This window comes from Tsukamurella sp. DT100, from assembly GCF_049844855.1.
Taxonomy (GTDB): domain Bacteria; phylum Actinomycetota; class Actinomycetes; order Mycobacteriales; family Mycobacteriaceae; genus Tsukamurella.
On the sequence record NZ_JBNCLV010000004.1, the window covers coordinates 481,636 to 507,459 of the forward strand.

Here is a 25,824-nt window from a genome sequence, read left to right on the forward strand (position 1 = left end):
GCTGCGAGGCAACGTCGCAGGTCAGGACTCGTCCTGGGCTTGACAAACGAAGCCGTGGATGTTCTCCGCAGGTTCCGGCAACCGGCGGAGTGCACGACGGCGCGTAGTACTCGCGCCCTACTTGCCGCCCGGCGGCACGGGCCGACCCGCCTTCTACTACGCTGCGTGGTGACATACTCAGCACCGTCCGCACGCGGGTGTCGCCGCGCACGGGGAGGAAACTGGAGGAACCGTGTCCGCACGCACCGTCTCGACCCGCCGCACCGCCACCACCGTCGCGGGCGCCCTGCTCGCCGCCGGCGCCCTGCTCTCGGTGTCCGCCTGCGGCGCGGGCCAGATCTCGCAGACCGCGAACCAGGTGGCCGCGATCAACGGCGCCAACCAGACCTTCGTGGATCAGAAGATCACCCTCAGCGACGTGCACGTCCTGTACCCGGTGTCGGGCAGCCAGGGCAAGCTCGCCTTCGTGCTGACCAACCTGAACGCGCACCAGGGCGACAAGCTCAAGGGCATCTCGGACGAGAAGGGTCGCTTCGCCACCATCGGCGGCGACACCACCCTCGCGCCCAACGGCTCGCTGTACGGCACCGCCCCCGCGGGCAGTGACACGAAGGCCGCCGGCATCACCCGCCTCACGGTCTCCGTCCCCGTCGACGCGAACTGGCGTCCGGGCCTGACCAACAAGCTCTGGTTCCACCTCGAGAAGGCCGGCTCGCTGCCGATCGACGTCCCGATCGACGCCGGCGCCGCCCCCGCCTCCGCCGCTGGCATCACCCCCACCGAGGGTGGCGAGCACGGTGCGGGCGAGGGCACCGGCGGCCACTAGGCCCCTCGGTACTTCATGGCACGAGCCAAGGTGCAGTACACCTGCACCGAGTGCGGCCACACCGTGGCCAAGTGGGTCGGCCGCTGTCCGTCGTGCGGCGCCTGGTCCACGATGGAGGAGGGCGCGCCCGCCCCCGCCGCGGGCTCCGGCCCGGCGGCCAACGTCGGGCTGACGCTCCCGAAGACCCCCGCGGTCCCGATCACGAAGATCGACCCGAACTCGACGCGCGCGCTGCCCGTCGGCATCGGCGAGCTCGACCGGGTGCTCGGCGGCGGCATCGTCCCCGGCTCCGTGATCCTTCTCGCGGGCGAGCCCGGCGTCGGCAAGTCGACGCTGCTGCTCGAGGTCGTGCACCGCTGGGCCACCACGGGCCGCGGTAAGTCCCTGTACGTCACGGGCGAGGAGTCCGCGGGCCAGGTGCGGCTGCGCGCCGAGCGCACCGGCGCCCTCTCGGATCAGCTGTACCTCGCCGCGGAGTCCGATCTGGGCACGGTGCTCGGCCACGTCGAGCAGATCGCCCCCACCCTCATGGTGGTCGACTCGGTGCAGACCCTCTCGGCGTCCGGCGTCGACGGGGTGCACGGCGGCGTCACGCAGGTCCGCGCGATCACGACGACGCTCACGTCGCTCGCGAAGGCCTCCGGCATCGCGGTGATCCTCGTCGGCCACGTCACCAAGGACGGCGCCGTCGCCGGTCCCCGCTCGCTGGAGCACCTCGTGGACGTGGTGCTCAGCTTCGAGGGCGACAAGCACTCCACGCTGCGCATGGTGCGCGGCATCAAGAACCGCTTCGGCGCCTCCGACGAGGTGGGCTGCTTCGAGCAGCGCGAGTCCGGCATCGTCGAGGTCACGGACCCGTCGGGCCTGTTCCTGCACCACCGCGACCAGGCCGCGGCCGGGACCGCGGTCACCGTCGGCCTCGACGGCAAGCGGCCCATGCTGGGCGAGCTCCAGGCGCTCGTGACGCCCACTCCCCTGCCCTCGCCGCGGCGGGCCGTCTCCGGCCTGGACTCGGCCCGGGTGGCGATGATCCTGGCCGTGCTGACCAAGCACGGCGGCATCGAGAACCTGCCGCAGAAGGACGTCTACGCCGCGACGGTCGGCGGCATGAAGATCACCGAGCCGGCGGCCGACCTCGCGCTGGCGCTGGCCGTCGCGTCCGGCGCGGTCGAGAAGGCGCTGCGCCCGAACACCGTCGTGCTGGGCGAGGTGGGACTGGCCGGCGAGGTGCGGCGCGTGACCGGCCTGGAGCGGCGCCTCGCGGAGGCCGCCCGCCTCGGCTTCACCCACGCCATCGTGCCGCCCTCGCCCGACGGGCAGAAGCTCAAGGTCGACGGCATCCACATCGGCGAGGCGGCGACGCTGGCCGACGCCCTCCGTCTGGGCTCCCTGGCGCCGAGCGGCAAGAAGGAGCGCTAACCTACCGCTATGGACCTCGAAGCCGCGTTCGGCGGGAACGCGTCGCTCCGCGACACCGTGATCCGGGTGGCCCCGGGCACCGGGCTGCGCGACGGGATCGAGCGGATCCTCCGCGGCCGCACGGGCGCGCTCATCGTGCTGGGCTACGACGACGCGGTCGAGGGCATCTGCGACGGCGGCTTCCACCTGGACGTCGAGTTCGCGCCCACCCGCCTGCGGGAGCTGGCGAAGATGGACGGCGCGGTGGTGCTCTCCACCGACGGTGGCCGGATCGTGCGGGCGAACGTGCAGCTCGTGCCGGATCCCGCGATCCCCACGCAGGAGTCGGGCACGCGGCACCGCTCGGCCGAGCGTGCCGCGATCCAGACCGGTTACCCGGTGATCTCGGTGAGCGCGTCGATGTCGATCGTGCACGCCTACGTCGGCGGGGTGCGGCACCTCGTCGACGACGCGGCGCCCATCCTCTCCCGCGCCAACCTCGCGATCGCCACGCTGGAGCGCTACGCCCACCGCCTCGACGAGGTGCTCACGCAGCTCTCCCGCGCGGAGATCGAGGACGTGGTGACCGTCCACGAGGTCGCGCTCGTCGTGCAGCGACTGGAGCTGGTGCGACGCCTGGCCGTCGAGATCGAGCAGCACGTGCTGGAGCTCGGCACCTCGGGCCGGCAGATCGCGCTGCAGCTGGAAGACCTTTTGGGCGAGTCGATCTCGCTCCGCGAGCCCGTACTCCGCGACTACCTCGGCGACGGCGACTCCGTGGACGCCGCCGTCGCGCGCATCGACACGCTCAGCGATGCGGACCTGCTCGCCGCCACCACCATCGCTGCGGCCCTGGGCTTCTCGGGCACCGTCGAGGCGCAGGACGAGCCGGTCTCGCCGCGCGGGCACCGCCTGCTCGGCTCGATCCCGCGGCTGCGCCCCTCGCAGGTCGAGGCGCTGGTCGCCGCGTTCGGCTCGCTGCAGACGCTGCTCGCCGCCTCCGCCGCGGACCTGCAGGCCGTCCCCGGTATCGGGTCCGACGGTGCGCGGCAGGCCCGGGAAGGCCTCTCCCGCCTCGCCGAGGCCTCGGTCGAGCGCTTCTGAGCCGCGGTTCCTGCTGACCCGCTCCGGGTTCCGCGCGGCTAGTTGCCGGTGCCCGTTCCCGCGTCGGCGCCGGCCTCCGGCGTGGGTGCCGCCCGGACGATGTTGAAGGTGACCGGCGCGCTGCGCTTGGCGCCGAGCTGCGCGACCACCTGGTAGGCGCCGGGCGCGACGGGGACGCGCTGCGCCTGGCAACCGGGCGCCGAGGTGGTGCCGGCCCACTGCAGCTTGTAGCGCAACTGCTGGCCGGGCTGCAGCACCTCGTTCTTGATCCCGGGCTGGAAGGTGCAGTCGAAGTTGGTCCACAGCTGCTTGCTGCCGTCGAGGGTGAGCACGATCAGCTGCTGCTGGCCGGAGCCGATGTCGCGCGAGCAGGCGACCGGGCCGGCGTTCGTCACGGTCGCCTCGAAGGTCGGCTGCTCGCCGAGCGCGTACGTCGGCTTGTCGGCGCCGACCACCACGGAGATGTTCGCGTCGGGGCAGGGGCCGCCGGCGACGACCGCGCCGGGCGTCGGAACGCCGCCGCCCGAGGAGCTGGCGGAGGCCGAAGCGGAACCCGAAGCCGGTGCGCCGGACTGGGGCGCGCCCGAGCCGCCGGCCCCGCCCGAGCCGCCGCCGTTGTTGTTCCCGGCGGAGGAGTCGGCACCGTCGGGCGCCTGCGACGGGGGCAGGTCGGACGTGGTGACCGGCGTCGACGAGGTCGCCGCCGCGTTCTGCGACGAGTCCTTGCCGCCACCGACGAAGACGATCAGGAGCACCACGACGAGCACCGCGAACAGCGCCAAGACGGCGGCCAGCACGCGGCGGCGCCAGTAGATCTCGGGCGGCAGGGGTCCGTTGGGCTCAAGCACGCCTCAACCGTAACGTTTCCCCGACCTCACGCCGCTGACCTGCGGCGGCGTGTCACGAATCGGTACGGATCACTCCGGCCGGACGGCCTGGAAGGGCGACGTGGCCGCCTCGCCGATGTCGCCGACGGAGCCGCGCAGGTGCACCTTGCCCTCGGCGAGCTCGTAGGTGAGGCCGACGATCGCGACCCGGCCCTCCTCGACGCCCTTGGCGATGATCCGCGAACGCTCGATCAGCAGCCAGCTGGTCTCCATGACGTGCTGCGCGGTGATGTCGTTGACGTCCGACAGGCCCTCGCGGCGGCCGGCGAGCACCGACGGGGTCAGCCGCTCGACGATGTCGCGGATGTAGCCGGGCGGCATGGTGCCGGTGTCGATCGAGTTCACGGTGGCCGCGACCGCGCCGCAGCTGTCGTGCCCGAGGATCGCGATGAGCGGCACCTTGAGCACCTCGATGGCGTACTCGATCGAGCCGAGGACGGCGGCGTCGATGATGTGGCCGGCGGTGCGGACCACGAACATGTCGCCGAGGCCCTGGTCGAAGATCACCTCGGCGGCGACGCGGGAGTCGCCGCAGCCGAACAGCACCGCGGTGGGCTGCTGTCCGCTCGCGAGTTCCGCCACGCGGCTGGCGCCCTGGTTCGGGTGCGCCGGCGCGCCTTCGACGAAGCGCTGGTTGCCTTCACGGAGGGCGCGCCAGGCGCCGGGAGGAGTCGAGGTGGGCATGGGTCCATAATGCACTTCGTGACGTCGACGCGAGACACCGGAGCGGATTCTGTCCCGGATTTCACACCGGTGCTGGGATGGTTCGACGCCGCGGAGCGCGACCTCCCGTGGCGGGCCCCGGACGTCGGGGCGTGGGCGATCCTGGTCAGCGAGGTGATGCTGCAGCAGACCCCCGTGGTGCGGGTCGAGCCCGTATGGCGCGCGTGGATGGAGCGGTGGCCCACCCCTGCCGATCTCGCCGCCGCCACCGGCGCCGACGCCGTGCGCGCCTGGGGCAAGCTCGGCTACCCGCGCCGGGCGATGCGGCTGCACGCGTGCGCGCAGGCCCTCGTCGAGCGGTTCGACGGTGCCGTCCCCGCCGACGTCGACGAGCTGCTGTCGCTGCCCGGCGTGGGCGACTACACCGCCCGCGCGGTGGCGTGCTTCGCCTTCGGCCAGGACGTGCCGGTCGTCGACATCAACGTGCGGCGGGTCCTCGCCCGCGCCGCGGACGGCGACTCGGACGCGGCGGCACCGTCGGCCAAGCGCGACCTGGCGGCGGCGACGGCGGCCCTGGACACCGTGCCCGCGGACCGCCGGACGCGACTCTCGGCCGGGCTCATGGAGCTGGGTGCGCTGGTCTGCACCGCGCGGTCGCCGCGCTGCGGCGAGTGCCCCGTCCACGGCGACTGCGCGTGGCTCGCGGCCGGGGCGCCGGCGGGCACCGTCGCGCCGCGGAAGGTGCAGAAGTACGAGGGCACCGACCGACAGGCGCGCGGGAGGCTCCTCGACGTGCTCCGCGGGGCCGACGGTGCCGTCCCCCGCGCCGCGCTCGACCTGGCGTGGGAGCGCGATCCGGCGCAGCGCGACCGCGCGCTGGACTCGCTGCTGGTGGACGGGCTGATCGAGCAGACGGGGGACGGACGCTTCGCGCTCGCCGGCGAGGGGTGACGGATGTTTTTATTCACAGCTGTAGGAATTGGTGATAGATTCGAGCCATGAAGCTCTCAGACGGCCCGCTGCGCGTCACCGACCAGGGATTCTTCGGTCCGGACTCGCCCACGTGGAAGGTGTGGGCCTCGCCCACTGCACTCATCGGTTTCCAGCGCTCGGTGGTGCTGGAACACTTCGACCCGAACCTCACCGCCGCGGTCGCGGACTCGGCGGGGATCTACACCGACCCGTTCGGCCGGCTCGACCGGACGCTCGCCTACTTCCTCCTCGTCGCCACCGCGGATTCCAAGACCGCGATCGAGGCCTCCGAGCACCTCATGGACGTGCACCGCAAGGCCACCGGCATCGAGCCGATCACCGGCAAGCGGTACAGCGCCAACAACCCGGCCTCGCAGCTGTGGATCCACGTGACCGGCTGGCACTCGGTGCTCAAGTGCTACGAGATGTACGGTCCCGGGCCGCTCACCGCCGACGAGGAGGCGCGGTACTGGCGCGACTGCGTCGTCGCCGCGGAGCTGCAGACCTGCGACCCGGCCGACGTGCCCACCTCGCGCGACGAGGTGCGGGAGTACTTCGCGCGCGTCCGGCCGACGCTCGCGCTCACCGAGCGCGCCCGCACCGGCATGCACTACCTGCTGCGCCCGCGGGATCGCGGCGCGCGCCTGCGGATGGGCGGCGCGCTCATCGCTCCCGCCACGATCGCGACCCTGCCGGCCTGGATGCGCGAGATGGGCGGCTTCGATCAGCCCGGCGTCGTCGACGTCGCCTATCCGCTCGCCGTGCGCCTCGCGGTCCGCGCCGCCTCGGCCCAGCACGCCGCGGGCACCGTCCGGCTGGGCGGGCTGGTGGCGCCCATGACGGGCGGGATCCTGCGCCGCCACTTCGCCCAGAGCGACGAGCCCGCGGGCATCGTCACGCCCGCGCAGGCGCGGGAGCGGTACGGCCGTGGGGCACGCGCGGCGACCGCCTCGTAGGCTGGCCGCCATGACCACCTATGTAGTGACCGGCGCGAACGGCGGCCTCGGCGAGGTCGTGACGCGCAGTCTCGCCGCCACCGGCGGCCGCGTCGTGATGGCGTGCCGCGACGTCGCGGGCGCCCAGCGCATCGCCGACGGCATCGACGGCGACGTGACCGTCGAGCAGCTCGACCTCGCGGACCTGGACTCGGTGCGCGCCTTCGCCGACCGCACCGCCGAGGTCGACGTGCTCGTCAACAACGCCGGCCTGATGAACATCCCGCTGCGCCGCACGAAGCAGGGCTTCGAGATGCAGTTCGGCGTGAACCACCTCGGGCACTTCGCCCTCACCGGCCTGCTGCTCGACCGGCTGACGGACCGCGTGGTCGCGGTCTCGTCGGTGGCGCACCGGCAGAACTACCGCTGGCGCATGGACGACCCGAACTACGAGAACCGGAAGTACCTGCGCACCGAGGCGTACGGGCAGAGCAAGCTCGCGAACATGATGTTCGCGCGCGAGCTGCAGCGCCGGTTCGAGGCCGCGGGTTCCGAGAAGAAGGCGTACTACGTGCACCCCGGGGTCTCGCCGACCGGGCTGTTCGCCCGCACGGACACCCCGCTGGATCTCGTGATGAAGCCCGCCGTCGCGATGCTGGCGAACCCGCCGGCGAAGGCCGCGCAGTCGCTGATCCTGGCCGCGACCGATCCCGACCTCGACCCGCACCCGTGGTGGGGGCCGACGCAGCTCTTCCAGTCCCGCGGCCCGGTGGGCAAGTGCTCCAGCACCGCGGTCTCGAAGGATCAGGCCAAGTGGGCCGAGTTGTGGGCCGTCTCCGAGAAGCTCACGGGCGTCACCTACGCCGTGTGAGGACGCGGGCGGTCACATGGCATGGACATGCGACCGCCCGCGTCACCGGACGTCGATGAACTGCGGCCCTCCGCCGCAGGACGGTCGGCCGTTCGGGCTCCCGCCCTGGATGGATCCACCGATGCGGACCGAACACGAGGCGGTCGCGTGCCACACGCCGGGAGCGAAGATGCCCGCCGACGTGAGACTCCAGGACTGCGCGTAGAAACTCCCGTCGGAGTACGGCTTCCCCAGGCAGTACCGCGCGCCGCCGTACCCGGGAGCCTGTCCACCCTGGCACCAGTTCACCGCGCCGTTCGGGAAGTACGGATTCCGCGCCGCGTTGGCGAGCTGCGCCGCACCGGCGAGGACCGCGGCCGCGAGCAGAGCCACCGCAGTACCGCGAGATACGAGACGTTGCATGTCTTCTCTCCCATCCGATCAAGTCGAATCCCATGATCGCGACCGGGCGACGACCCGACAACGCCCACGGGTGAGATTCCCCTGATCAGACGACACGAGGAGTACCTCCACCCGTTCGTGACGCGGAGCACGGAATCACCGCGGGCCGCCGACGGTTGAACCTTTCATGCGCGTGGACGTCTGGACCGATATCAACTGCCCCTTCTGCTACATCGGGAAGGCGCGTTTCGAAGAAGCGCTCGCGGATTTCCCGCAGCGCGACCAGGTCGAGGTGATCCACCGCTCCTACGAGCTGGACCCGACCGCCGGCGATTCCGAGCCCGTCATCCCGCGGATCGCCGCCAAGTACGGCATCAGCGAGGCGCAGGCCGCCGCGAACGAGCGCGGCCTCGGCGCGCAGGCGCAGCAGCTCGGCCTGCCCTACCAGGTCGACGGCCGCGACAGCGGCAACAGCTTCGACATGCACCGCCTGCTCCATTGGGCCCTCGAGCTCGGCCGGCAGGAGGCGCTGCTCGACGCGCTCTACGCCGCGAACTTCGCCGAGCCGACGCCCGCCTTCGGCAGCCGCGACCGCCTCGTCGCCATCGCCGAGTCCGCCGGGTTCGACGGTGCCGCCGCCCGCGCGGTGCTCGACGATCCGTCCGCCTACGCGGACGCGGTCCGCGCCGACGAGGAGACCGCCAAGCGGATCGGCATCGGCGGCGTCCCGTTCTTCGTCTTCGACGGCAAGTACGCCGTCTCCGGCGCCCAGCCGCCCGAGGTCTTCACCGAGGCGCTGACGAAGGCCCGCGGTGAGGAGCCGCTCACCGTCATCGGCGGCGACGACGCCGAGGCGTGCGGTCCCGACGGCTGCGAGCTGCCGCCGCGCGACTGAGTCCCGGGCCCGCGACCGGGCCTACGGCGCGGTGAGCCGCCGCACGGCTGCCGCGAGCGCATCGTCGTCGAGCATGACCTCCACGGCCTCGCTGCCCCCGGTGAGGATGTCGCCGTGCACGAGAGCGAGCACCTCGAGGAGCAGCGTCGGCGCGGGCGTCGCCGCGGTGACCGCGCCCGCATCCTGTGCGGCCTGGAGGGCGGCGATCTTCTTCGCGTTCGAGTCCGACGTGAACTCCAGCTCCAGCAACTCCCCCGGGCACTCGAGCGTGTGCCAGAGCACGAGCCGCATCAGCTCGGGGTGCGCACGGTTGAAGCCGCGCAACCGCACGGCGTAGCCGGGCAGGTCCTCGGCGGTGAAGGGCACCGTCTCCAGCAGCTCCGCGACGCGGCCCTCGATGACGGCGTCGAAGAGCTGCCGTTTGTTGCCGAAGTAGGCGTAGATCAGCTGCTTGTTGGCCTCGGCCGCGGCGGCGATCCGGTCGACGCGCGCGCCCGCGAGCCCGTGCTCGGCGAACTCGACGATCGCGGCGTCGAGCAGCCGGGCGCGGGTCGCAGCGGCGTCGCGCTGTTGCTTAGGCGCGGGCGGCATCGCGCGGCAGGTCGGTTCCGGTCACCTCGGCAGCGTACTTCCACAGCTTCGCGGCGACGTCGGCGTCCCGCATCCGTGCGTTCTTCTTGGTCACGCCCGGCGCGCCGACGAGGCCGAATCGCCCCTGCGGGCCGTAGTACTCGCCGTTCCGGGCCTGCGGATCGCTCGCGGCGAGCAGCAACGGCTCGGCGCCCTGCTCGGGCTGTTGCGAGGGCAGGAAGCGGCCGGCGAAGCGGGTGACCACGGACTCGCGCTCACTGCCCGCGCCGAGGCTCGCGCCCGCGGTCTGCAGGTTGGTCTGGGTATAGCCGGGGTGCGCGGCGGCGCTGAGCAGGCCCCAGCCGCGGCGCTCGCTCTCCGCGGCGAGGTGGTTCGCCATGAGCAGGTCGGCGAGCTTCGACTGGCCGTAGGCGCGGGTCGGGGAGTACTTCCGCAGCGACTGCGGATCGTCGAAGTCGATGCGGCCGAAGTTGGCGACGCCGGAGCTCATCGTCGTGACGCTCGGCGCCGCGGACTGGAGCAGCACGGGCAGCAGGAGGTTGGTGAGCGCGAACGGGCCGAGGAAGTTCGAGCCGAACTGCAGCTCGAAGCCGTCGGCGGTCTCGAAACGCTCGGGCGGGGTCATGACGCCCGCGTTGTTGACGAGGACGTCGACCGCGACACCGTCGGCGACGATGCCGTCGGCGAAGGCCCGCACGGACGCCAGGTCCGCGAGGTCGAGGCGCCGGACCGCGAGGTCGGCACCGGGCACCTGCGCGAGGATCTCCTGCCGCGCGGCCTCCCCCTTCTCCGGCGTGCGGACCGCCATGATCACCGTCGCGCCCGCCGCGGCGAACCGCTTGGCCGCCTCCTTGCCGGTTCCGCTGTTCGACCCGGTGACCACGAAGGTCCTGCCCGACTGATCGCTGACCTGGTACATCTCGTTCTCCTTCGATTCAACTAACTGGTTAGTTGAAACATTAGAGCCAATCTCGGAAACTGTCAACCAACTAGTTAGTTAGAGCTTTCGGGTTGGCAGCGCGGGCACCACCAGATCGCCCGCTCCGCCTCGCCCGGACCGCCGAGGGAGCCCGCGACGATCGCCGTCCCGCAGCGCAGGCAGGGGCGCCGCGCGCGGTCGTAGACGAAGGCGCGCATGCCGTTCCGGTCGACGCCCGTCGTCACCCGACGCGTGCGCCCGAGGTTGGCCCGCAGCAGCCGCGCGGCACCGTCGGCCCAGGCGAGCGGGTCGCCGCACTCCCCGACCGGCGTCGCCGGATGCGCGCCGCGCAGGAAGCAGAGCTCGTTGCGGTAGACGTTGCCCACCCCGGCGAGCACGGTCTGGTCCAGCAGCGCGAGCCCGACGGGGCGCTCCGGCTCGGCCGCGAGGTTCGCCGCGGCGCGGTCGGCGTCCCAGTCGGGGCCGAGCGGGTCGGGCCCGAGCCGGGCGAGGGCACCGTCGGCCTCGCCCGGCGTGAGGATCTCGAGCGTTCCGAGGGAGAACCCGACCACCTGCGCCCCGTCGACGGCGAGCACCGCGCGGGCGGTGTGCGCGGGGCGGCGCCAGCGCTCGCCGGGGCGGTACACGTGCCACTCGCCCTCCATCTTCAGGTGGCTGTGGATAACGGCGTTCCCGGCGACGATCAGCAGGTGCTTGCCGCGCGCGGTGACGGCGCTCACCTCGCGCCCGGTCAGGTCGACTGTGGCGTACCGCGGCACCCGAATGTCGCAGGCGGTGAGCACCTTCCCCTCCAACACCGGCCGCAGCCGCGCGGCCAGGTTGTGGACGGTGTCGCCCTCGGGCACCGGTCAGTCCAGCCCGGAGAGGAACGCCTCGACGGCGCCGCGGTACACGCCGGGCGCGTCGTCGTGGACGAGGTGGCCGGCACCGTCGACCTTGAGGTAGCGCAGGTCGGGGCCGGTGTAGGAGCGGACCATGCGCTCGCCCACCCCGGGCGGCACGACGGTGAACTCGGCCTCGACGAGCAGGGTGGGCGCCTGCACGGCCCGCCACTGCGGCCAGTGGTCGCGCGGACCCCAGTGGTCGGCGATGGCGCGGAAGACGTCGAGTTCGCCGTGCAGGGCACCGTCGTCGAAGGCCTCGTAGAAGTAGCGCCCGGCGACCGGCCCGAACAGCGCCTCACACTCGGCTTGCGAGGCGAAGCGGTCGGGCCAGCTGGCGAACCAGGGCGCCCAGGTGTCGGTGGACTGGCCGGCGAACTCGGGCGACATGTCCTCGACGACGAGCGCGCGCACGAGCTCGGGGTACTCGGCGGCGGTGCACCAGGCGTGGAGGCCGCCCATGGAGTGCCCGATCAGCGTCGCCGGGCCCTGGTCCAGGCAGGTGAGGATCTCGGCGACGTCGGCGACGAAGCGCTCGGTGCTGATGTCGTCCGGTGGTACGGGAAAGCCGGGGCCGCGGTGGAATTCGGCGTCGAAGGTGAAGACGCGGCCGTAGCGGCGCAGCCACGGGATCTGCCGGCGCCAGGTGCGGCCGCGGCCCATGAGGCCGTGCAGCAGCACGATCGGTCCGGCTCCTTCGCGGCCACCCCAATCTCTCAGGCCCACACACTCATCCACGCGGCCCAACCTACCGGGTCGGGCGACGGTATCGTCGGGTCATGTCGGTAGTGAAGATCAACGCCATCCACATCCCCGAGGGCGCGGGCCCCGAGCTCGAGAAGCGGTTCGCCCAGCGCGCGCACGCGGTCGAGAACTCGCCCGGCTTCCTGGGCTTCCAGCTGCTGCGCCCGGTGAAGGGCGACGACCGCTACTTCGTGGTCACGCAGTGGGAGTCCGAGGAGGCCTTCGCCGCCTGGCGCGACGGCCCGGCCCGCGAGGCCCACGCCGGCGAGCGCAACCCCGGCGGCGGCGAGGGCCGCAAGCCCGTCGCCTCGGGCGCCGACCTGCTCGAGTTCGAGGTCGTCCTCGACGTGCAGGGCAAGGCCGGGCAGTAGCCACACGGGATTCGCACGAGATCGCGTCCCGGCGCCGGAACCTTCCGGCGCCGCCGCGGTTCGTGTGCGAGGACCTGGCCGCGCCGGTTCCGCGCACCGTCCGGCACTGGCTGCGCCTGACGGACGACGAGGTAGCCCCGGCGGTGCTGTCCACCGACGGCGAGACGCGGGTCGAGTGGTCCTCGCTGTGGCCCGACCGCCCGGACCTGCGCGTGGTCTTCACCGTCGAGCCCGGCGGCGGCGGCTCCGACGTGCAGTGGGTCCTGTACGCCGAGGAACCTCTCCCGGGGCCGGAGTACGTCCGCCACGTCGCCCGACGGATCAGCACCCTCGTCTTCGCCGACCTCCGGTACGCCTACGGCCAGTAGGGGTGGTCGTAAGTCGCTCCGCGGAGCCATGCGCGCGACGCATCGCCTCTCACGGCAACACGCGCCCCCACACCGGCAGCCGGCGCCCGAGCGTCAGAGCCAGGCGCCGGAGTCCCAGGTGAGGAACGACTCCAGGCTGGCCGCGGGGTGCTGCTGCGGGTGGTTCGTGGAGAGGTACGCGCCGCGGTAGAACAGGAGCGGCTTCGCGTCGTCGACATCGCCGAGGTGGTGCACCCGGCCGATCGCGATGTGGTGGTCTCCCCCGTCGAGCACGTTCTCGAGCGTGCAGTCCATCCACGTCAGCGAGCCGTCGATCGTCGGGTTGCCGAGCGGCGAGGGCGTCCACCGCAGGCCCTCGAACTTGTCGTCCACCGACCGGCCGAACGCGGCGCTCACGGACTCCTGCTCCTGCCCAAGCACGGAGACCGCGAACTTCCCCGACGCCTCGATGTGCTTCCACGTCCGCGACGTCTTCATCGGGCAGAACAGCACCAGCGGCGGGTCCAGCGACAACGCGGCGAACGACTGGCACGCGAAGCCGACCGGGTTCTCCTCGGCGTTGGACGTCGCGATGATCGTGACGCCGGTGCAGAACTGCCCCATCACATGTCGGAACGTGCGCTGATCGAATCCGGCCTCGGTCATGCTGCCAACCTACTCCCGCCGTTTCCGACGGTGCGCGCCACACCACCGCCCGGCACGCCCCGCGGCCGGGTCCACCGAGCCTGCGCACGGCGGACGCCGAGCGCCACCGATCCACTCGGCGTGATCCTTACCCGCGGCGGCCCAGGACGATCGCCCGCGCGACCGGGGTGAGTTCCTCTTCGGGCCGGTCCAGGTCGGCGGGCGCTCCGAGCAGTGCGGGCTGCGCGAGGAACCGTGGCCCCTCCCCGGCCGGAGCTCGCGCCCTACAGCGCCTCCGACTCCTCCGCCACGGGGCGGACCTCGCACAGGACGACCCCGACGAGCGCCGCCACCATCGCGACGGCCGCCGCCCGGTCGTGGATCACCGGGACGGGGACCGCGCTCGCGGCGATCCCCGCGATCAGCGGGATGGCCGCCCTGCGCAGCGCGCGGCCGGGCGGGTCCGTGCCGAGACACCAGATCAGGGTCGCGAGGGCCATGAGGCACGACATCCCGATCCCCACGGCGGCATCGCGCCACCCCCAGTGCCCGCCCGCACCTGCGTGGTGCGGGCCGATCGTCACCGCCAGCAGGATCACGAACAGGATCAGGGCGAGGCCCGCCGCGTAGCAGATCGCCAGCGCGGACAGCCGCGACGGTCGCCGGCAGTGCAGGACAGTGGCGGCGACGAACAGGACCACGCCCACGAGGAACAGGGACCCGCCGAGATCGTCCTCGTCGACGACGATCCCCATGGTGGCGAGCGCGGTCAACGATGCGAGGGCCAGCAGCACCCTGGACGCCCACCGCCGCACGACCCAGCGCATCGCCCACCCCCACCCTGAACTCTAGATACCGATGCGATGCTATTGCATACTGCACGGATCGCAACGCGCGCGGTTCCCCAGCGGAGACGGCCCTGCTCGGAGTACCTTTCGCCGGTGACCCGCAGGCAACTCTGGGAGCGCCGGACGAATCCCGTGATGATCGCCCTGGCGCTGGCCTTCCTCGCCGTCTACGCGGTGCAGGTGCTCGACGTTGCGCCGAGCCCGCTGATGCGCCACCTCGTGGACTGGACCGACATCGCCATCTGGGCGGCCTTCGTCGCCGACTACGCGATCCGGGTGCGGCTGTCGACGGACCGCTGGCGGTTCGTGCGGACGCACCCGATCGACCTCCTCGCGATCGCGCTGCCGCCGTTCCGCCCGCTCCGGGCACTCCGTGCCGCACCGCTCCTCCTCGGCGGCCTGCACCGATCGCGGCTCACCCGTGCACGCCTCGCGGTCTTCGTCGGCACCACGTCCGTCCTGGTCGTCTTCCTCTGCAGCCTGGCCTTCCTCGACGCCGAGCGCGGCGCCCCGGACACCAAGGTGACCGGCTACGGCGACGCGCTGTGGTGGGCGGCCGTCACCGTCACCACCGTCGGCTACGGCGACGTCTACCCCGTGACCACGGAAGGCCGGTTCGTCGCCCTCCTGCTCATGGTCGTCGGCATCGGCCTCATCAGCTTCGTGATCGGCACCGCGACCAGCTGGGTCGTCGACCAGCTCAAGGCCGTCGACGCGAGCGCCCGCCGCACCGACCGGGAGGTCGACGAACTCACCGCCGAGGTCCGCGCCCTGCGCGAGGAGATCGGCCGGCTCAGGGACGGCACCGTCGAGAACGCGAAGAGCCGCCACCCCGAAGGGTGACGGCTCCTCGATGGAACTCTGTCGGTTGCGCTGGCGCGCTACGCGGTCTCGCCGGGCGTCGTCGCGGACGAGGCGTCGGCCACCAGGGCGGGCACGCCGTCGTCGGACTTCTCCAGGTCGATCGCGGGCTTGGGCTTGCCGGCGAAGGTGAACTTCGCGTCCTCGCCCTTGCCCTCGCCGTCCCAGCCCTCGACGTCGACCTCGACGATCTGGCCGGCGCCGATCTCACCGAACAGGATCTTCTCGGACAGCGCGTCCTCGATCTCCCGCTGAATGGTGCGGCGCAGCGGCCGGGCACCGAGGACCGGGTCGAAGCCGCGCTTGGCGAGCAGGGACTTGGCCTGGTCGCTGACCTCGAGCCCCATGTCCTTGTTCTTCAGCGCGGTGCCCACCCGGTTCAGCATCAGGTCGACCATCTCGATGATCTGATCCCGCGTGAGCTGGTGGAAGACGACGATGTCGTCGATGCGGTTGAGGAACTCGGGCCGGAAGTGCTTCTTGAGCTCGTCGTTGACCTTCTGCTTCATCCGGTCGTAGTTGCCGCCGTCCGAATCGCCCTGGGTGAAGCCGAGGCCCACCGCCTTGGAGATGTCGGACGTGCCCAGGTTCGACGTGAAGATCAGCACGGTGTTCTTGAAGTCGACCGTGCGACCCTGACCGTCGGTCAGGCGGCCGTCCTCGAGCACCTGCAGCAGCGTGTTGTAGATCTCGCTGTGCGCCTTCTCGATCTCGTCGAAGAGCACCACGGAGAAGGGCTTGCGGCGCACCTTCTCGGTGAGCTGGCCGCCCTCCTCGTAGCCCACGTACCCGGGAGGGGCACCGAACAGGCGCGAGGCGGTGAAGCGGTCGTGGAACTCGCCCATGTCGATCTGGATGAGCGCGTCGTCCTCGCCGAACAGGAAGTTCGCGAGCGCCTTCGAGAGCTCAGTCTTACCCACGCCGGACGGGCCGGCGAAGATGAACGAGCCCGACGGGCGCTTCGGATCCTTCAGGCCCGCGCGGGTACGACGGATCGCCTTCGAGACGGCCTTGACGGCGTCCTCCTGGCCGATGATCCGCTTGTGCAGCTCGTCCTCCATGCGGAGCAGACGGGTGGTCTCCTCCTCGGTGAGCTTGAACACGGGGATGCCGGTCCAGTTGCCCAGGACCTCGGCGATCTGCTCCTCGTCGACCTCGGCGACCACGTCGAGATCACCAGCGCGCCACTGCTTCTCGCGCTCGGCGCGCTCGCCGATGAGCTGCTTCTCCTTGTCGCGCAGCGACGCGGCCTTCTCGAAGTCCTGCTCGTCGATGGCCGATTCCTTCTCGCGACGCGCATCGGCGATCTTGTCGTCGAAGGCGCGCAGGTCCGGCGGCGCGGTCATCCGGCGGATGCGCATGCGCGCGCCCGCCTCGTCGATGAGGTCGATCGCCTTGTCCGGCAGGAAGCGGTCGTTGATGTACCGGTCCGCCAGGGTGGCGGCGGCGACCAGCGCGCTGTCCGTGATGGAGATGCGGTGGTGCGCCTCGTACCGGTCGCGCAGGCCCTTGAGGATCTCGATGGCGTGCTCGACGCTCGGCTCGCCCACCTGGACGGGCTGGAAGCGGCGCTCCAGGGCGGCGTCCTTCTCGATGTACTTGCGGTACTCGTCGAGCGTGGTGGCGCCGATGGTCTGCAGCTCGCCGCGGGCCAGCTTCGGCTTGAGGATCGATGCGGCGTCGATCGCGCCCTCGGCGGCACCCGCGCCGACGAGCGTGTGCAGCTCGTCGATGAACAGGATGATGTCGCCGCGGGTGTCGATCTCCTTGAGGACCTTCCGGAGGCGCTCCTCGAAGTCACCGCGGTAGCGCGAGCCGGCCACCAGGGACCCGAGGTCCAGGGTGTAGAGCTGCTTGTCCTTGAGCGTCTCGGGCACGTTGCCGTTGACGATCGCCTGCGCCAGGCCCTCGACGACGGCCGTCTTGCCGACGCCGGGCTCGCCGATCAGCACCGGGTTGTTCTTGGTGCGCCGCGAGAGCACCTGCATGATGCGCTCGATCTCCTTGGACCGGCCGATGACCGGGTCCAGCTTGCCCTGGGCCGCCGCGGCGGTCAGGTTCCTGCCGAACTGGTCCAGCACGAGGGAGGTCGACGGGGTGCCCGCCTCACCACCCGAGGTCCGGGCGCCGGCGCCGGCGGGCTCGCCGCCACCGCCCTCCTTGCCCTGGTAGCCCGACAGCAGCTGGATGACCTGCTGGCGGACCCGATTGAGATCGGCGCCCAGCTTCACCAGGACCTGGGCGGCGACGCCCTCGCCCTCGCGGATCAGGCCGAGCAGGATGTGCTCGGTGCCGATGTAGTTGTGGCCGAGCTGCAGCGCCTCGCGCAGCGACAGCTCGAGCACCTTCTTGGCACGCGGCGTGAAGGGGATGTGACCCGACGGGGCCTGCTGGCCCTGCCCGATGATCTCCTCGACCTGGCTGCGCACACCCTCGAGGGAGATGCCCAGCGATTCGAGGGCCTTGGCCGCCACACCCTCACCCTCATGGATCAGACCCAGGAGGATGTGCTCGGTGCCGATGTAGTTGTGATTGAGCATCCTGGCTTCTTCTTGCGCCAGGACGACGACGCGGCGAGCGCGGTCGGTGAACCTCTCGAACATGGCCATTTTCCTCACATCCCGGTTACTTCGGGGAACGGCCGAGGCCGAACCCGCAGATAGCCGTCTGCATCAACGTCTTCTCACTGTAGTTCGGACCGGTCAGCGGTGGTGTCGGCAGTGCCCCGCAGCCGGGGCCCGCAGGCCCCGTCGCCCACTGGTCGGATCCTGATACACCAGGTCAAACGCGCCCCCGGCGGGTTTTGATCCCCGTTCCGCCGTGAGCGAAACGGCCCCGGATACGACTCACCCCGGCGCACCGGGCGCCGGGGTGGGGTCGAACGGGCGTCAGTTCGCCGCGTTGTAGGCGTCGATCACGTCCTGGCTGATGCGGCCGCGGTCGTTGACCTTCAAACCGGACTTGCGGGCCCAATCGCGGATCGCGGCGCTCTGCGAGCGGTCGATCGGCGTACGGCCGCGCGGGGCGGCCAGGGCACGCGTACCGCGCTTGCGGCCGCCGGCCCGGCGGGCGTTCTCGACCCATTCCTCCAGGGATCCGCGCAGCTTCGCGGCGTTCTTGGACGACAGGTCGATCTCGTACGTGACGCCGTCCAGGCCGAATTCCACGGTCTCGTCAGCGGTCTGCGTATCGTCCACGTCGTCGACCAGCGTAACGGTGACCTTGCGCGCCATAGTTTTGGCCCCTTCTCGAAGTAATGGTTCCATTGCGTCGTTCAAATCGAGTGTATACACACTATTGACATTGTTTCGATTCGAGGCGTCGGAAAATTTGTCGCGATACTGTAACGATCGCGACCGAGAAGGTGCCGCATTCCGGTTGAATCGCGCCGGACGGCGCGCAATTCACCGATTCGGTACTACTGGAACGACACCAGCGCGCGCACCCGTTCCACACCGATCGCGAGCAGCAGCGTGGGCAGCCGCGGACCGGTATCGCTACTCACCAGCAGGCGGTAGAGCAGGACGAAGAATGCGCGCTGCGCTGCGGCGAGTTCCTTATCGCCCTTGACGATCTGATCCGCGCCCAGGCCGCGCTGCACCTTCGCGACGCCGTACACCTGGTGCGTGATTCCGGCGAGCGTCCAGTCGTCCTCGAGTCGGCCGAGCCCGGCAGGGGCGGGGGTGCCGGAGCCCTCCAGCAGCAGCCGCAGGCCCTCCCGCTGCTCGTCCGTGAGGGACGCCAGGAGCTCCGCGTCCGGTTCGCTCCGGACGACGGTGCGCTCCTCCGCCGGCATCTGCTCGGCCACCCAGGCGGTGGCGCGGTCCAGCCGCGGACGCAGCGGCGCCAGCTCGTCCAGCGGCTGGTCGGGCTCGAGCGCGGCCAGGATGCGCAGGGTCTGCTCGTCGTCGCCGGTGGTGATGTCGACGACGGAGGCCAGCGTCTTGTACGGCACGGGGCGGGGCGTCAGCGGCAGCTCTCGCAGCTGCTGCGACCTCGTGTCCTGCACGGACACCGCCCGGGCGTGCGCCGCGATGTCGCCGGGCTGCGCCTTCTCCCCGGCCGTCTTGCGGACCAGCGCGTCCCACTCGTCGTAGGTGCGGGGCAGGTCGCCGTCCAGCGCCACGTCGAAGGACTGATTCGGCTTCTTGCGCCCGTACAGCCAGCGCAGCAGCGGCGGCTCGAGGTAGCGCAGCGCGACCGCGGCGGTCGGCACCCCGCCCTTCGAGGACGACATCTTGGCCATGCCGCGGATGCCGACGAAGGCGTACATCGGGCCGAGCGGCCGCTTCCAGCCGAAGATCGGCGCCACGTCCTTGCCCACGGCGAACGACGACCCCGGCGATTGATGATCGACACCGGAGGGCTCGAAAGTGATCTTCTCGAAGGCCCAGCGCATGGGCCAATCGACCTTCCACACCAGTTTCCCGTCGGTGTGATCGCGAAGAATCACCGTTTCCGTGTGTCCGCACCGGCAAACGTAGGTGAGCTCGGTCGAATCGTCGTCGTACGCCGTTACCGTGGTGAAATCGGTCCCGCACACCGAGCAGTAGGGCTTGTACGGGTAGTAACCGGAATCACCCGATCCGTCCGCTTCCTCCGCCGCTCCCGACGCCGCATCGGCGTCCGATTCCGCGTCCGTTTCCGATGCATTCCCGTCCGCCGCTGGTGTTTCTCCGCGGTCGAGCGTCCGATAGCGCTCGAGGATGGAATCAATGCGCCCGCGTTGCGCCATCGCGTGCAGCACCTGATCGACATATGCACCAGAGGTGTACATCTGCGTCTGGCTGATTCCCCGGTACTCGACGCCCAGATCCTCCAGCGCGCCCTGCAATTCGCGCCGGAAATGCTCGGCCCAGTTCTCCGCATCGGAGCCGTGCGGCGCCGGAACGCGTGTCAGTGGTTTACCGATGTGCTGCTCCCAGGAGGAATCGACGCCGGGGACGTTCGGAACCTTGCGGAAGCGGTCGAAGTCGTCCCAGGAGATGATGTGCTCGACCTGCAGGCCGCGGCGACGCAGCTCGTCGGCCACCAGGTGCGGCACCATCACCTCGCGGAGGTTCCCCAGGTGGATCGGCCCCGACGGGGAGATCCCCGAGGCCACCTTCACGGGTTTCCCGTTCCGCTCGGCGAAGGCCACGGCCTCATCCGCGAGGCGGGAGACCCAGTCGTCCAGGGGTGCAGTCACGGGCGCAGCATTCACGGGTGGTGATCCTACCGCTCGGCCCCGGTCACTCCGGATTCGTGATCCGCGCCAGGACCACACCGCCCAGGATCATCGACAGCGCGAGCATCCGGCCCGCCGTCACGGGGTCCCGGTGCACGACGATGCCCAGGGTGATCGCGCCCAGCGCGCCGATGCCCGTGAAGACGGCGTAGGCGGTGCCCACCGGCAGGGTCCGCATCGCGCGGGCCAGCAAGTACACGGCGAGCACCCCGAGCACGATGCACAGCACCGTCGGCCACAACCGGGTGAAGTTCGCGGTGGGCTTGATCGTCTGCGACCACGCGATCTCCACGAGGCCCGCGAGCCCCAGGATCAGCCAGCTCATCGGACGACCTCGCCGGCCCCGGCCCGGCCGCGCTCGGCCGCGAGCCGGCGCAGGTCCGCGACGGCGGCGGCGTGCGAGGCGTCGTGCGCGTCACGCAGGTGCGCGAGCGCGGGGTCGATGCGGGAGTTGGCGAGCTCGCTCGCGACGAAGACCGCATCGGTCACACCGAAGTGGCCGGCGAAGAAGTCGCGCAGGTACCGCTCCTCGTGGTCGAAGGGCTCGCGCGGCGCACCGGGCGAGTACGCCCCGCCGCGGGCGGAGGCGACGACGAACGTCCGGGGCGCCAGCGACATCCGCGGGAAGGTGATCTGGTCGAGCCAGGCCTTGAGCGACGCCGGCACGGAGAAGTTGTACATGGGCGTGCCGATGAGGATCACATCGGCGGCGAGCACCTCGGTCAGCAGCGGTTCCACGACACCCCAGGCCCGCCGTTGTTCGGGCGTCCGGGCCAGCGCGGACAGCCGCGCCGGGTCGGTCTCGCCCGCAGCGAGGGCCGCGTCGCAGAGTTCGGTCCACGCCTCGTCGATGAGGGGAACGGGGTCGGCCGCGAGGTCGCGGTAGGTGTAGGCGCCGCCGGGGTGGGCGGCGCGCCAGGCCGCGGCGTAGTCGGCGCTGAGCTCGCGGCTGACCGACGCGCGCCGGGCACTCGCGTCCAGGTGCAGGAGGTGGGTCATGGCATCGCCTTCCGTTAACCGGACACATTGTCCGCTTGTTTGGATCGAACGGTAGCGCACAAGTGGACAGCTTGTCCATATCAAGATTCGTGGCTAGATTCGATGCCATGCGGATCGGACCGGACCTCCTGGCGGACACCCCTGACGACGGGGCCGCGCCGCCCGTCGAGCGGGCCGATGCCGCCCGCAACCGGCAGAAGGTGCTCGACGCGGCCGCCGAGCTGTTCGCGACGCGGGATCCGCGCAGCGTGACGATGGACGACATCGCGAAGGCCGCCGGCGTGGGCCGCGGCACCCTGTACCGGCGTTACCCCGACCGCGGGGCGATCGCGGCCGCCCTGCTCGACGACCACGAGCGCTCACTGCAGGAGGCGATCCTGCGCGGCGACCCGCCGCTCGGTCCGGGCGTGCCGCCCGGGGACCGCCTGGCCGCCTTCTACGCGGCGATGGTCCGGCTGCTCGGAACGCATTCACACCTGGTGCTCGGCGCCGAGACGGGGGGCGCGCGGTTCGCGACGGGGGCCTACGGGTTCTGGTTCGCGCACGTCCGCGCCCTGCTGACGGAGGCGGGGATCGACGATCCGGAGGCGATGGTGGACGCGGTCCTCGCGCCCGTCGCGGCGGAGGTCTACCTGCAGCAGCGCGAGCGCGGGCTGTCGCCGGAGCGGATCAGCGCCGCGCTCGACGCTCAGGCGCACCGGCTGCTCGGCTGAGCGCCGGAGACGGCGCCGCGCCGACTGCCCGGCGGCGGAGGAGCCTCAGGCCTCGTGGGCGGCGAACTGGGCGAGCGCCCGCTCGTAGGCCTCGGACGCGCGACCGCGGCCGGCGCCGGGCGTGATGCCCAGGGTCAGGGCCCGGAAGCCACCGTCGACCGAGGACGCCTGCACGCCCCGGTCCCGGAGGCGGGTGGCGATCGCGGCGGCGGTGGCGCCATTGCCGCTGACCAGCAGCCACTGGGCGTCGGGACCGGCGGCGGCGAGGCTTGTGGGGAGGCCGGGGACGAGCCGGGCGGCGACGGCGGCCGCGTCGAGGGCGACGGCACCGGGGAGGATTCCGTCGCGGTTGCGCTCGGACTGGTCGCGGACGTCGACGACGATCTGGCCGGTGGCGGGGGTGAAGTGCACGGGGTGCATCGGAGTCTCCAGGAGGGAGGCGGAGCGCGGAGGGCGTGTCCGGGCAGCGAAAGGGGGTCGGGTTCCTAGCGGACCCGACAACACTCCATGCAGCTGCGCACCTGGCTCATGACAGCGAAGCTAGCACCCCGCCGCAACCGGCGGCAAGGGTTCGAATCACGAGTGACGCGAATCCCGCGCGCGCCTGTCCCGCTGCGCCCGGTTGGCTCGCTCCCGCAGGTACACGGCCCGCAGGCCCTGCAGCGTGAGGTCGGCGCGATGGTCGGTCACGGTCGCGCACTCGGAGGCGATGCCCTCGTCGAAGCCGCCCGTCGCGACCACCCGGGCCCCGGGGGCCACCTCGAGCGCGCGGCCGACGAGCGCGTCGACCATGCCCGCGAAGCCGTAGATGATGCCCGACTGCAGCGCCTCGACGGTGTTCTTCCCGACCACCGACCGCGGCGCGACGAGCTCCACCCGGCGCAGCGCGACGGTCCGCTCGGCGAGCGCGTCCAGCGCGCTCCCCACGCCCGCGGCGATCGCGCCGCCGAGGAACTCGCCCTTGGCGCTGACCACGTCCACCCGCGTGGATGTGCCGAAATCCACGACGATGCACGGGGTCCCGGCCGCTCGGCCGACCAGCTCGAAGGCGCCGGCGGCGTTGGCGACGCGGTCGGTGCCGACCTCGCGCGGGTTGTCGACGAGCAGCGGCACGCCGGTCTTCACGCCGGGCTCGAGGATCACGGGCTCGGCCGCCGGGTAGTAGCGGGGCATCACGGCGCGCAGCGAGCGCAGCAGCTCGGGCACCGTCGACAGCACGGACACGCCCGTGACCGCGGCGGGTTCGACGCCCGCGCCCGTGAGGAAGCCGCGCAGGATGAGCGCCAGCTCATCCGAAGTCATCCGCGGGTCGCTGCGCAGCCGCCAGGTGCCGAGCAGCTCCTCGCCCTCGGTGGATGCGAACAGCCCGACGGTGACCGAGGTGTTGCCGGCGTCGATCGCCAGCAGCATCAGATCCTGCCCGTGACCAGGCCGAAGCCGTCGGGCACGTGCGCCGCGTCGGCGGTGAGCTCGACGGGCCTGTTGTCGGAGTCCACGAAGACGACGCTGGGCGCGTAGGTCTTCAGCTCCTCCTCGTTCAGCTGGCCGTAGGCGATGAGGATGACGATGTCGCCCGGGTTCACGAGATGCGCGGCGGCGCCGTTGATGCCGATGACGCCGCTCCCCCGCTCGCCGGCGATCGTGTAGGTCTCCAGCCGGGCGCCGTTCGTCACGTCGACGATGGCGACCTGCTCGCCCTCCAGGAGGTTCGCGGCGTCCAGCAGATCGGCGTCGACGGTGACCGAGCCCACGTAGTGCAGGTTCGCCTCGGTCACGGTGGCGCGGTGGATCTTGCTGGTCATCATGGTGCGCAGCATTATTCGGCCTCCTCCAGGAACCCGGTACCGATGGCGATGCCCACGTTGTCGAGCAGGCGGGTGTTGCCGAGCTTCGCGGCCACCAGCAGGCGGCCGTCGCCCTTCTCCGGCGCGACGCCCAGGTCGGGGGCGCGCAGCTCCAGGTACTGGACCTCGATGCCGGGGCGCGAAGCGAGCACCGCGTTCGCGGCGGCCAGGATGGCGGGCTCGCCGCCCTGCGCGGCGTAGGCGCCGGCGAGCAGCGCCGCGGAGAGGGCGGTCGCGGCCTCCCGCTCGTCCTCCGAGAGGTAGACGTTGCGCGAGCTCATCGCCAGGCCGTCGGCCTCGCGGACCGTCGGGACGCCGACGATCTTCACGTCCATGTTGAGGTCGGTGACCATCTGCCGCACGAGAACCAGCTGCTGGTAGTCCTTCTCGCCGAAGTAGGCGGTGTGCGGGCGCACGATGTTGAGCAGCTTGTTGACCACGGTCAGCATGCCCGCGAAATGCGTCGGCCGGCTGTCGGCCTCGAGGCCCACCCCGGCGGGTCCGGGCTGGATCGTGGTGCGCGGGCCGTTCGGGTACATGTCGGCGGCCGACGGTGCGAAGACCAGCTCGACGCCGGCGGCGCGCAGCTTCTCGACGTCCGCGTCCAGGGTGCGCGGGTAGGCGTCGAGGTCCTCGTTCGCGCCGAACTGCAGCGGGTTCACGAAGATCGAGACCACGACGACGGCGCCGTTGAGCTTGGCGGCGTGCACCAGCTCCAAGTGGCCGGCGTGCAGCGCGCCCATGGTGGGCACGAAGGCGATCTGCCGGCCGGTGGACTTCAGCGCGCTGGTGACCTTGGTCAGCTGCGCCGGGTCGTGGTGCACCGTCAGCTGGCCGGGGGTGTACGGACGGGTGGGTGCGCTCATCGGTTGTCCTTCTCGAGGGCGGGATCGATCATGGCTGAGGTTCCGGATTGGGCTGCCGCGCGCCGGGATTGGGCGCGGTAGGCGTCGGTGATGGCGGGGTCGACGGTGTCGATCGCGGCCAGGTGGCGGGTCACGGCCGCGGCGTCGCCGCGGGCGGCGGGCCCGGTGAGGGCGGCCGCGCCGCTGCGCAGCGCGTTGTCCAGGGCGGCGCGGGCCAAGGGGGCGAGCATCCGCTCGGCGAGGTCGCCGGGCGGTCCGCCGACCGTGTCCAGGCCCACCCCGCCGGCGAGCGCGGCGCGCAGCGCGACCACGGCATCGTCGATAAGCGCGACCAGGTGGTTCGCGCCGTGCGCGAGCGCCGCGTGGTACAGCGGCCGGGCCGATTCCGGCACCCGGACGGGCTCGGCGCCGATCTCCAGCGCGATGGCCTGGCCCACGGCGTGCCCGATCTCGTCGGCGGCGGTGATCCCGATGCAGCAGGTGGCCAGCCGGGCGGTGTCGTCGGGATCGTCGACGAAGGTCATGGCGGGGTGGAAGGCGATGGTGGTGCAGTCGAGCCGGGCGAGCGGCGAGAGCACGCCGACGCCGAGCGCGCCGGAGGTGTGCAGCACGATCGCCGACGGATTGATCCGCGCCGCGAGATCCTCCACCAGCGCGGGGAGCTCGGTGTCCGGCACGGCCAGGATGAGCAGCTCGGCCTTCTCGGCGATGACCGCGGGGGCGTCGACGCGGGCCTCGGGCAGGCGGTGCGCGGCGCGGGTCCGGGAGCGCTCCGACGGGGCGGACGCGGCGGTGACGATGTGGCCGGCGCGTTCGAGGGCGGCGCCCAGGGCGGTGCCGACGCGGCCGGCGGAGATCACGCCCACGGACAGTCGCGCGGGGGTGGGGGGATTGGGGATGCCGGACAACTGATCCACGGCATCGGGCGAGTCCGAGAACTCGGGCATGGGCGTACGCCTCCAAGGGTTCGTTCCAGTCCCGCTCCGCGGGTACCAGACGTTCAGGAGAAGGCTAT

Annotated in this window: 30 protein-coding genes; 11 read left to right on the forward strand and 19 right to left on the reverse strand. The window is 71.6% G+C overall.

Going from position 1 to position 25,824, the window contains the following annotated elements:
- Positions 1-232 precede the first annotated feature (232 nt).
- Genes ACLQ3K_RS12665 through disA form a run of 3 tightly spaced genes read left to right on the forward strand, consistent with a single transcriptional unit; the run spans position 233 to position 3,328 of the window.
- On the forward strand, positions 233-826 hold the full coding sequence (locus ACLQ3K_RS12665; RefSeq protein WP_224645989.1) for a hypothetical protein: 594 nt from the start codon (positions 233-235) through the stop codon (positions 824-826).
- A 15-nt stretch (positions 827-841) separates the two neighbouring features.
- A complete protein-coding gene (gene radA, locus ACLQ3K_RS12670) occupies positions 842-2,245 on the forward strand; it encodes a DNA repair protein RadA (RefSeq protein WP_425999688.1) in 1,404 nt (467 codons plus the stop codon).
- Positions 2,246-2,254: 9 nt separating this feature from the next.
- The gene (gene disA / locus ACLQ3K_RS12675) at positions 2,255-3,328 is read left to right on the forward strand and encodes a DNA integrity scanning diadenylate cyclase DisA (protein ID WP_425999690.1); all 1,074 of its coding nucleotides are present in this window, start codon (positions 2,255-2,257) and stop codon (positions 3,326-3,328) included.
- Positions 3,329-3,366: 38 nt separating this feature from the next.
- Here the strand turns inward: disA and ACLQ3K_RS12680 are convergent, their stop codons facing one another.
- Positions 3,367-4,176, reverse strand: a complete 810-nt coding sequence (locus tag ACLQ3K_RS12680; RefSeq protein WP_425999692.1) for a hypothetical protein — start codon at positions 4,174-4,176, stop codon at positions 3,367-3,369.
- Positions 4,177-4,245: 69 nt separating this feature from the next.
- Positions 4,246-4,899 carry a carbonic anhydrase gene (locus tag ACLQ3K_RS12685; protein ID WP_224645985.1) on the reverse strand — a complete coding sequence of 218 codons (654 nt, stop codon included), beginning with the start codon at positions 4,897-4,899 and terminating at the stop codon, positions 4,246-4,248.
- Positions 4,900-4,908: 9 nt separating this feature from the next.
- On the opposite strand from ACLQ3K_RS12685, the gene ACLQ3K_RS12690 reads away from it, so the two are divergent.
- From ACLQ3K_RS12690 to ACLQ3K_RS12700, 3 genes are read left to right on the forward strand one after another with little or no spacing between them, the layout of a single operon-like run.
- Positions 4,909-5,829 (forward strand): A/G-specific adenine glycosylase, encoded by a 921-nt coding sequence (locus tag ACLQ3K_RS12690; RefSeq protein ID WP_425999694.1) that lies wholly within the window; start codon positions 4,909-4,911, stop codon positions 5,827-5,829.
- A gap of 47 nt (positions 5,830-5,876) precedes the next feature.
- Entirely contained in the window at positions 5,877-6,806 is a 930-nt protein-coding gene (locus tag ACLQ3K_RS12695; RefSeq protein WP_224645983.1) for an oxygenase MpaB family protein, read from the forward strand.
- Between the two features lie 10 nt (positions 6,807-6,816).
- Positions 6,817-7,656 (forward strand): SDR family NAD(P)-dependent oxidoreductase, encoded by an 840-nt coding sequence (locus tag ACLQ3K_RS12700; RefSeq protein WP_224645982.1) that lies wholly within the window; start codon positions 6,817-6,819, stop codon positions 7,654-7,656.
- A gap of 42 nt (positions 7,657-7,698) precedes the next feature.
- Here ACLQ3K_RS12700 and ACLQ3K_RS12705 read toward each other — a convergent pair whose 3' ends face one another.
- Complete coding sequence (locus tag ACLQ3K_RS12705; protein ID WP_425999697.1) at positions 7,699-8,058, reverse strand: hypothetical protein; 360 nt, start codon at positions 8,056-8,058, stop codon at positions 7,699-7,701.
- Positions 8,059-8,224: 166 nt separating this feature from the next.
- Between ACLQ3K_RS12705 and ACLQ3K_RS12710 the strand changes: the two genes are divergently transcribed.
- Positions 8,225-8,932, forward strand: coding sequence for a DsbA family oxidoreductase (locus ACLQ3K_RS12710; RefSeq protein WP_224645980.1), 708 nt, complete (start codon positions 8,225-8,227; stop codon positions 8,930-8,932).
- Between the two features lie 21 nt (positions 8,933-8,953).
- Here the strand turns inward: ACLQ3K_RS12710 and ACLQ3K_RS12715 are convergent, their stop codons facing one another.
- From ACLQ3K_RS12715 to ACLQ3K_RS12730, 4 genes are all read right to left on the reverse strand, one after another.
- Positions 8,954-9,523, reverse strand: a complete 570-nt coding sequence (locus ACLQ3K_RS12715) for a TetR/AcrR family transcriptional regulator (RefSeq protein WP_308011425.1) — start codon at positions 9,521-9,523, stop codon at positions 8,954-8,956.
- The gene (locus ACLQ3K_RS12720; RefSeq protein ID WP_425999700.1) at positions 9,507-10,442 is read right to left on the reverse strand and encodes an SDR family oxidoreductase; all 936 of its coding nucleotides are present in this window, start codon (positions 10,440-10,442) and stop codon (positions 9,507-9,509) included. The genes ACLQ3K_RS12715 and ACLQ3K_RS12720 overlap by 17 nt, the downstream gene beginning before the upstream one ends.
- A gap of 74 nt (positions 10,443-10,516) precedes the next feature.
- The gene (locus tag ACLQ3K_RS12725) at positions 10,517-11,308 is read right to left on the reverse strand and encodes an Fpg/Nei family DNA glycosylase (protein ID WP_425999702.1); all 792 of its coding nucleotides are present in this window, start codon (positions 11,306-11,308) and stop codon (positions 10,517-10,519) included.
- 3 nt (positions 11,309-11,311) lie between these two features.
- Positions 11,312-12,028, reverse strand: coding sequence for an alpha/beta fold hydrolase (locus tag ACLQ3K_RS12730; protein ID WP_374201282.1), 717 nt, complete (start codon positions 12,026-12,028; stop codon positions 11,312-11,314).
- A gap of 95 nt (positions 12,029-12,123) precedes the next feature.
- Here ACLQ3K_RS12730 and ACLQ3K_RS12735 point away from each other — a divergent pair, with 95 nt between their 5' ends.
- Both ACLQ3K_RS12735 and ACLQ3K_RS12740 read left to right on the forward strand, forming a co-directional pair.
- Positions 12,124-12,459: an antibiotic biosynthesis monooxygenase family protein gene (locus ACLQ3K_RS12735; protein ID WP_224645976.1), complete on the forward strand. Its 336-nt coding sequence runs from the start codon at positions 12,124-12,126 to the stop codon at positions 12,457-12,459.
- 62 nt (positions 12,460-12,521) lie between these two features.
- Positions 12,522-12,827 (forward strand): hypothetical protein, encoded by a 306-nt coding sequence (locus tag ACLQ3K_RS12740; RefSeq protein ID WP_224645975.1) that lies wholly within the window; start codon positions 12,522-12,524, stop codon positions 12,825-12,827.
- A 93-nt stretch (positions 12,828-12,920) separates the two neighbouring features.
- On the opposite strand, the gene hsaB is transcribed toward ACLQ3K_RS12740, so the two are convergent.
- Both hsaB and ACLQ3K_RS12750 read right to left on the reverse strand, forming a co-directional pair.
- The gene (hsaB, locus tag ACLQ3K_RS12745; RefSeq protein ID WP_224645974.1) at positions 12,921-13,472 is read right to left on the reverse strand and encodes a 3-hydroxy-9,10-secoandrosta-1,3,5(10)-triene-9,17-dione monooxygenase reductase subunit; all 552 of its coding nucleotides are present in this window, start codon (positions 13,470-13,472) and stop codon (positions 12,921-12,923) included.
- Positions 13,473-13,735: 263 nt separating this feature from the next.
- Positions 13,736-14,278 carry a hypothetical protein gene (locus ACLQ3K_RS12750; RefSeq protein WP_425999705.1) on the reverse strand — a complete coding sequence of 181 codons (543 nt, stop codon included), beginning with the start codon at positions 14,276-14,278 and terminating at the stop codon, positions 13,736-13,738.
- Positions 14,279-14,392: 114 nt separating this feature from the next.
- Here ACLQ3K_RS12750 and ACLQ3K_RS12755 point away from each other — a divergent pair, with 114 nt between their 5' ends.
- Positions 14,393-15,142 (forward strand): potassium channel family protein, encoded by a 750-nt coding sequence (locus ACLQ3K_RS12755; RefSeq protein WP_224645971.1) that lies wholly within the window; start codon positions 14,393-14,395, stop codon positions 15,140-15,142.
- 38 nt (positions 15,143-15,180) lie between these two features.
- On the opposite strand, the gene ACLQ3K_RS12760 is transcribed toward ACLQ3K_RS12755, so the two are convergent.
- The 5 genes from ACLQ3K_RS12760 to ACLQ3K_RS12780 all read right to left on the reverse strand — a co-directional run bounded on the left by ACLQ3K_RS12760 (position 15,181) and on the right by ACLQ3K_RS12780 (position 21,386).
- Positions 15,181-17,763, reverse strand: coding sequence for an ATP-dependent Clp protease ATP-binding subunit (locus tag ACLQ3K_RS12760; protein ID WP_224645970.1), 2,583 nt, complete (start codon positions 17,761-17,763; stop codon positions 15,181-15,183).
- A 285-nt stretch (positions 17,764-18,048) separates the two neighbouring features.
- The gene (locus tag ACLQ3K_RS12765; protein ID WP_224645969.1) at positions 18,049-18,393 is read right to left on the reverse strand and encodes a histone-like nucleoid-structuring protein Lsr2; all 345 of its coding nucleotides are present in this window, start codon (positions 18,391-18,393) and stop codon (positions 18,049-18,051) included.
- A gap of 185 nt (positions 18,394-18,578) precedes the next feature.
- Positions 18,579-20,348, reverse strand: a complete 1,770-nt coding sequence (gene lysS / locus ACLQ3K_RS12770; protein WP_425999708.1) for a lysine--tRNA ligase — start codon at positions 20,346-20,348, stop codon at positions 18,579-18,581.
- A 43-nt stretch (positions 20,349-20,391) separates the two neighbouring features.
- The gene (locus ACLQ3K_RS12775; protein ID WP_224645967.1) at positions 20,392-20,712 is read right to left on the reverse strand and encodes a DMT family transporter; all 321 of its coding nucleotides are present in this window, start codon (positions 20,710-20,712) and stop codon (positions 20,392-20,394) included.
- Positions 20,709-21,386 carry an FMN-dependent NADH-azoreductase gene (locus ACLQ3K_RS12780; RefSeq protein WP_425999711.1) on the reverse strand — a complete coding sequence of 226 codons (678 nt, stop codon included), beginning with the start codon at positions 21,384-21,386 and terminating at the stop codon, positions 20,709-20,711. The genes ACLQ3K_RS12775 and ACLQ3K_RS12780 overlap by 4 nt, the downstream gene beginning before the upstream one ends.
- Before the next feature lie 107 nt (positions 21,387-21,493).
- On the opposite strand from ACLQ3K_RS12780, the gene ACLQ3K_RS12785 reads away from it, so the two are divergent.
- On the forward strand, positions 21,494-22,099 hold the full coding sequence (locus ACLQ3K_RS12785) for a TetR/AcrR family transcriptional regulator (RefSeq protein WP_425999713.1): 606 nt from the start codon (positions 21,494-21,496) through the stop codon (positions 22,097-22,099).
- A 45-nt stretch (positions 22,100-22,144) separates the two neighbouring features.
- Here ACLQ3K_RS12785 and ACLQ3K_RS12790 read toward each other — a convergent pair whose 3' ends face one another.
- The 5 genes from ACLQ3K_RS12790 to ACLQ3K_RS12810 all read right to left on the reverse strand — a co-directional run bounded on the left by ACLQ3K_RS12790 (position 22,145) and on the right by ACLQ3K_RS12810 (position 25,756).
- Complete coding sequence (locus ACLQ3K_RS12790) at positions 22,145-22,519, reverse strand: rhodanese-like domain-containing protein (RefSeq protein WP_224645964.1); 375 nt, start codon at positions 22,517-22,519, stop codon at positions 22,145-22,147.
- Between the two features lie 156 nt (positions 22,520-22,675).
- A complete protein-coding gene (locus ACLQ3K_RS12795) occupies positions 22,676-23,509 on the reverse strand; it encodes a type III pantothenate kinase (RefSeq protein WP_425999715.1) in 834 nt (277 codons plus the stop codon).
- Positions 23,509-23,916, reverse strand: coding sequence for an aspartate 1-decarboxylase (gene panD, locus ACLQ3K_RS12800; RefSeq protein WP_425999717.1), 408 nt, complete (start codon positions 23,914-23,916; stop codon positions 23,509-23,511). The genes ACLQ3K_RS12795 and panD overlap by 1 nt, the downstream gene beginning before the upstream one ends.
- Positions 23,916-24,809 carry a pantoate--beta-alanine ligase gene (gene panC / locus ACLQ3K_RS12805; RefSeq protein WP_224645961.1) on the reverse strand — a complete coding sequence of 298 codons (894 nt, stop codon included), beginning with the start codon at positions 24,807-24,809 and terminating at the stop codon, positions 23,916-23,918. Before panC ends, panD begins: the two co-directional genes overlap by 1 nt.
- Complete coding sequence (locus tag ACLQ3K_RS12810) at positions 24,806-25,756, reverse strand: Rossmann-like and DUF2520 domain-containing protein (protein WP_425999720.1); 951 nt, start codon at positions 25,754-25,756, stop codon at positions 24,806-24,808. The genes panC and ACLQ3K_RS12810 overlap by 4 nt, the downstream gene beginning before the upstream one ends.
- Positions 25,757-25,824 lie beyond the last annotated feature (68 nt).

Bases quoted from the DNA above. Each gene is read 5' to 3' on its own strand.
- radA (WP_425999688.1), top strand. From the start codon at position 842: ATGGCACGAGCCAAGGTGCAGTACACCTGCACCGAGTGCGGCCACACC.
- disA (WP_425999690.1), top strand. From the start codon at position 2,255: ATGGACCTCGAAGCCGCGTTCGGCGGGAACGCGTCGCTCCGCGACACC.
- ACLQ3K_RS12685 (WP_224645985.1), bottom strand. From the start codon at position 4,899: ATGCCCACCTCGACTCCTCCCGGCGCCTGGCGCGCCCTCCGTGAAGGC.
- ACLQ3K_RS12690 (WP_425999694.1), top strand. From the start codon at position 4,909: ATGCACTTCGTGACGTCGACGCGAGACACCGGAGCGGATTCTGTCCCG.
- ACLQ3K_RS12695 (WP_224645983.1), top strand. From the start codon at position 5,877: ATGAAGCTCTCAGACGGCCCGCTGCGCGTCACCGACCAGGGATTCTTC.
- ACLQ3K_RS12700 (WP_224645982.1), top strand. From the start codon at position 6,817: ATGACCACCTATGTAGTGACCGGCGCGAACGGCGGCCTCGGCGAGGTC.
- ACLQ3K_RS12705 (WP_425999697.1), bottom strand. From the start codon at position 8,058: ATGCAACGTCTCGTATCTCGCGGTACTGCGGTGGCTCTGCTCGCGGCC.
- ACLQ3K_RS12710 (WP_224645980.1), top strand. From the start codon at position 8,225: ATGCGCGTGGACGTCTGGACCGATATCAACTGCCCCTTCTGCTACATC.
- ACLQ3K_RS12715 (WP_308011425.1), bottom strand. From the start codon at position 9,523: ATGCCGCCCGCGCCTAAGCAACAGCGCGACGCCGCTGCGACCCGCGCC.
- ACLQ3K_RS12720 (WP_425999700.1), bottom strand. From the start codon at position 10,442: ATGTACCAGGTCAGCGATCAGTCGGGCAGGACCTTCGTGGTCACCGGG.
- ACLQ3K_RS12735 (WP_224645976.1), top strand. From the start codon at position 12,124: ATGTCGGTAGTGAAGATCAACGCCATCCACATCCCCGAGGGCGCGGGC.
- hsaB (WP_224645974.1), bottom strand. From the start codon at position 13,472: ATGACCGAGGCCGGATTCGATCAGCGCACGTTCCGACATGTGATGGGG.
- ACLQ3K_RS12750 (WP_425999705.1), bottom strand. From the start codon at position 14,278: ATGCGCTGGGTCGTGCGGCGGTGGGCGTCCAGGGTGCTGCTGGCCCTC.
- ACLQ3K_RS12760 (WP_224645970.1), bottom strand. From the start codon at position 17,763: ATGTTCGAGAGGTTCACCGACCGCGCTCGCCGCGTCGTCGTCCTGGCG.
- ACLQ3K_RS12765 (WP_224645969.1), bottom strand. From the start codon at position 18,393: ATGGCGCGCAAGGTCACCGTTACGCTGGTCGACGACGTGGACGATACG.
- ACLQ3K_RS12775 (WP_224645967.1), bottom strand. From the start codon at position 20,712: ATGAGCTGGCTGATCCTGGGGCTCGCGGGCCTCGTGGAGATCGCGTGG.
- ACLQ3K_RS12780 (WP_425999711.1), bottom strand. From the start codon at position 21,386: ATGACCCACCTCCTGCACCTGGACGCGAGTGCCCGGCGCGCGTCGGTC.
- ACLQ3K_RS12785 (WP_425999713.1), top strand. From the start codon at position 21,494: ATGCGGATCGGACCGGACCTCCTGGCGGACACCCCTGACGACGGGGCC.
- ACLQ3K_RS12790 (WP_224645964.1), bottom strand. From the start codon at position 22,519: ATGCACCCCGTGCACTTCACCCCCGCCACCGGCCAGATCGTCGTCGAC.
- ACLQ3K_RS12795 (WP_425999715.1), bottom strand. From the start codon at position 23,509: ATGCTGCTGGCGATCGACGCCGGCAACACCTCGGTCACCGTCGGGCTG.
- panD (WP_425999717.1), bottom strand. From the start codon at position 23,916: ATGCTGCGCACCATGATGACCAGCAAGATCCACCGCGCCACCGTGACC.
- panC (WP_224645961.1), bottom strand. From the start codon at position 24,809: ATGAGCGCACCCACCCGTCCGTACACCCCCGGCCAGCTGACGGTGCAC.
- ACLQ3K_RS12810 (WP_425999720.1), bottom strand. From the start codon at position 25,756: ATGCCCGAGTTCTCGGACTCGCCCGATGCCGTGGATCAGTTGTCCGGC.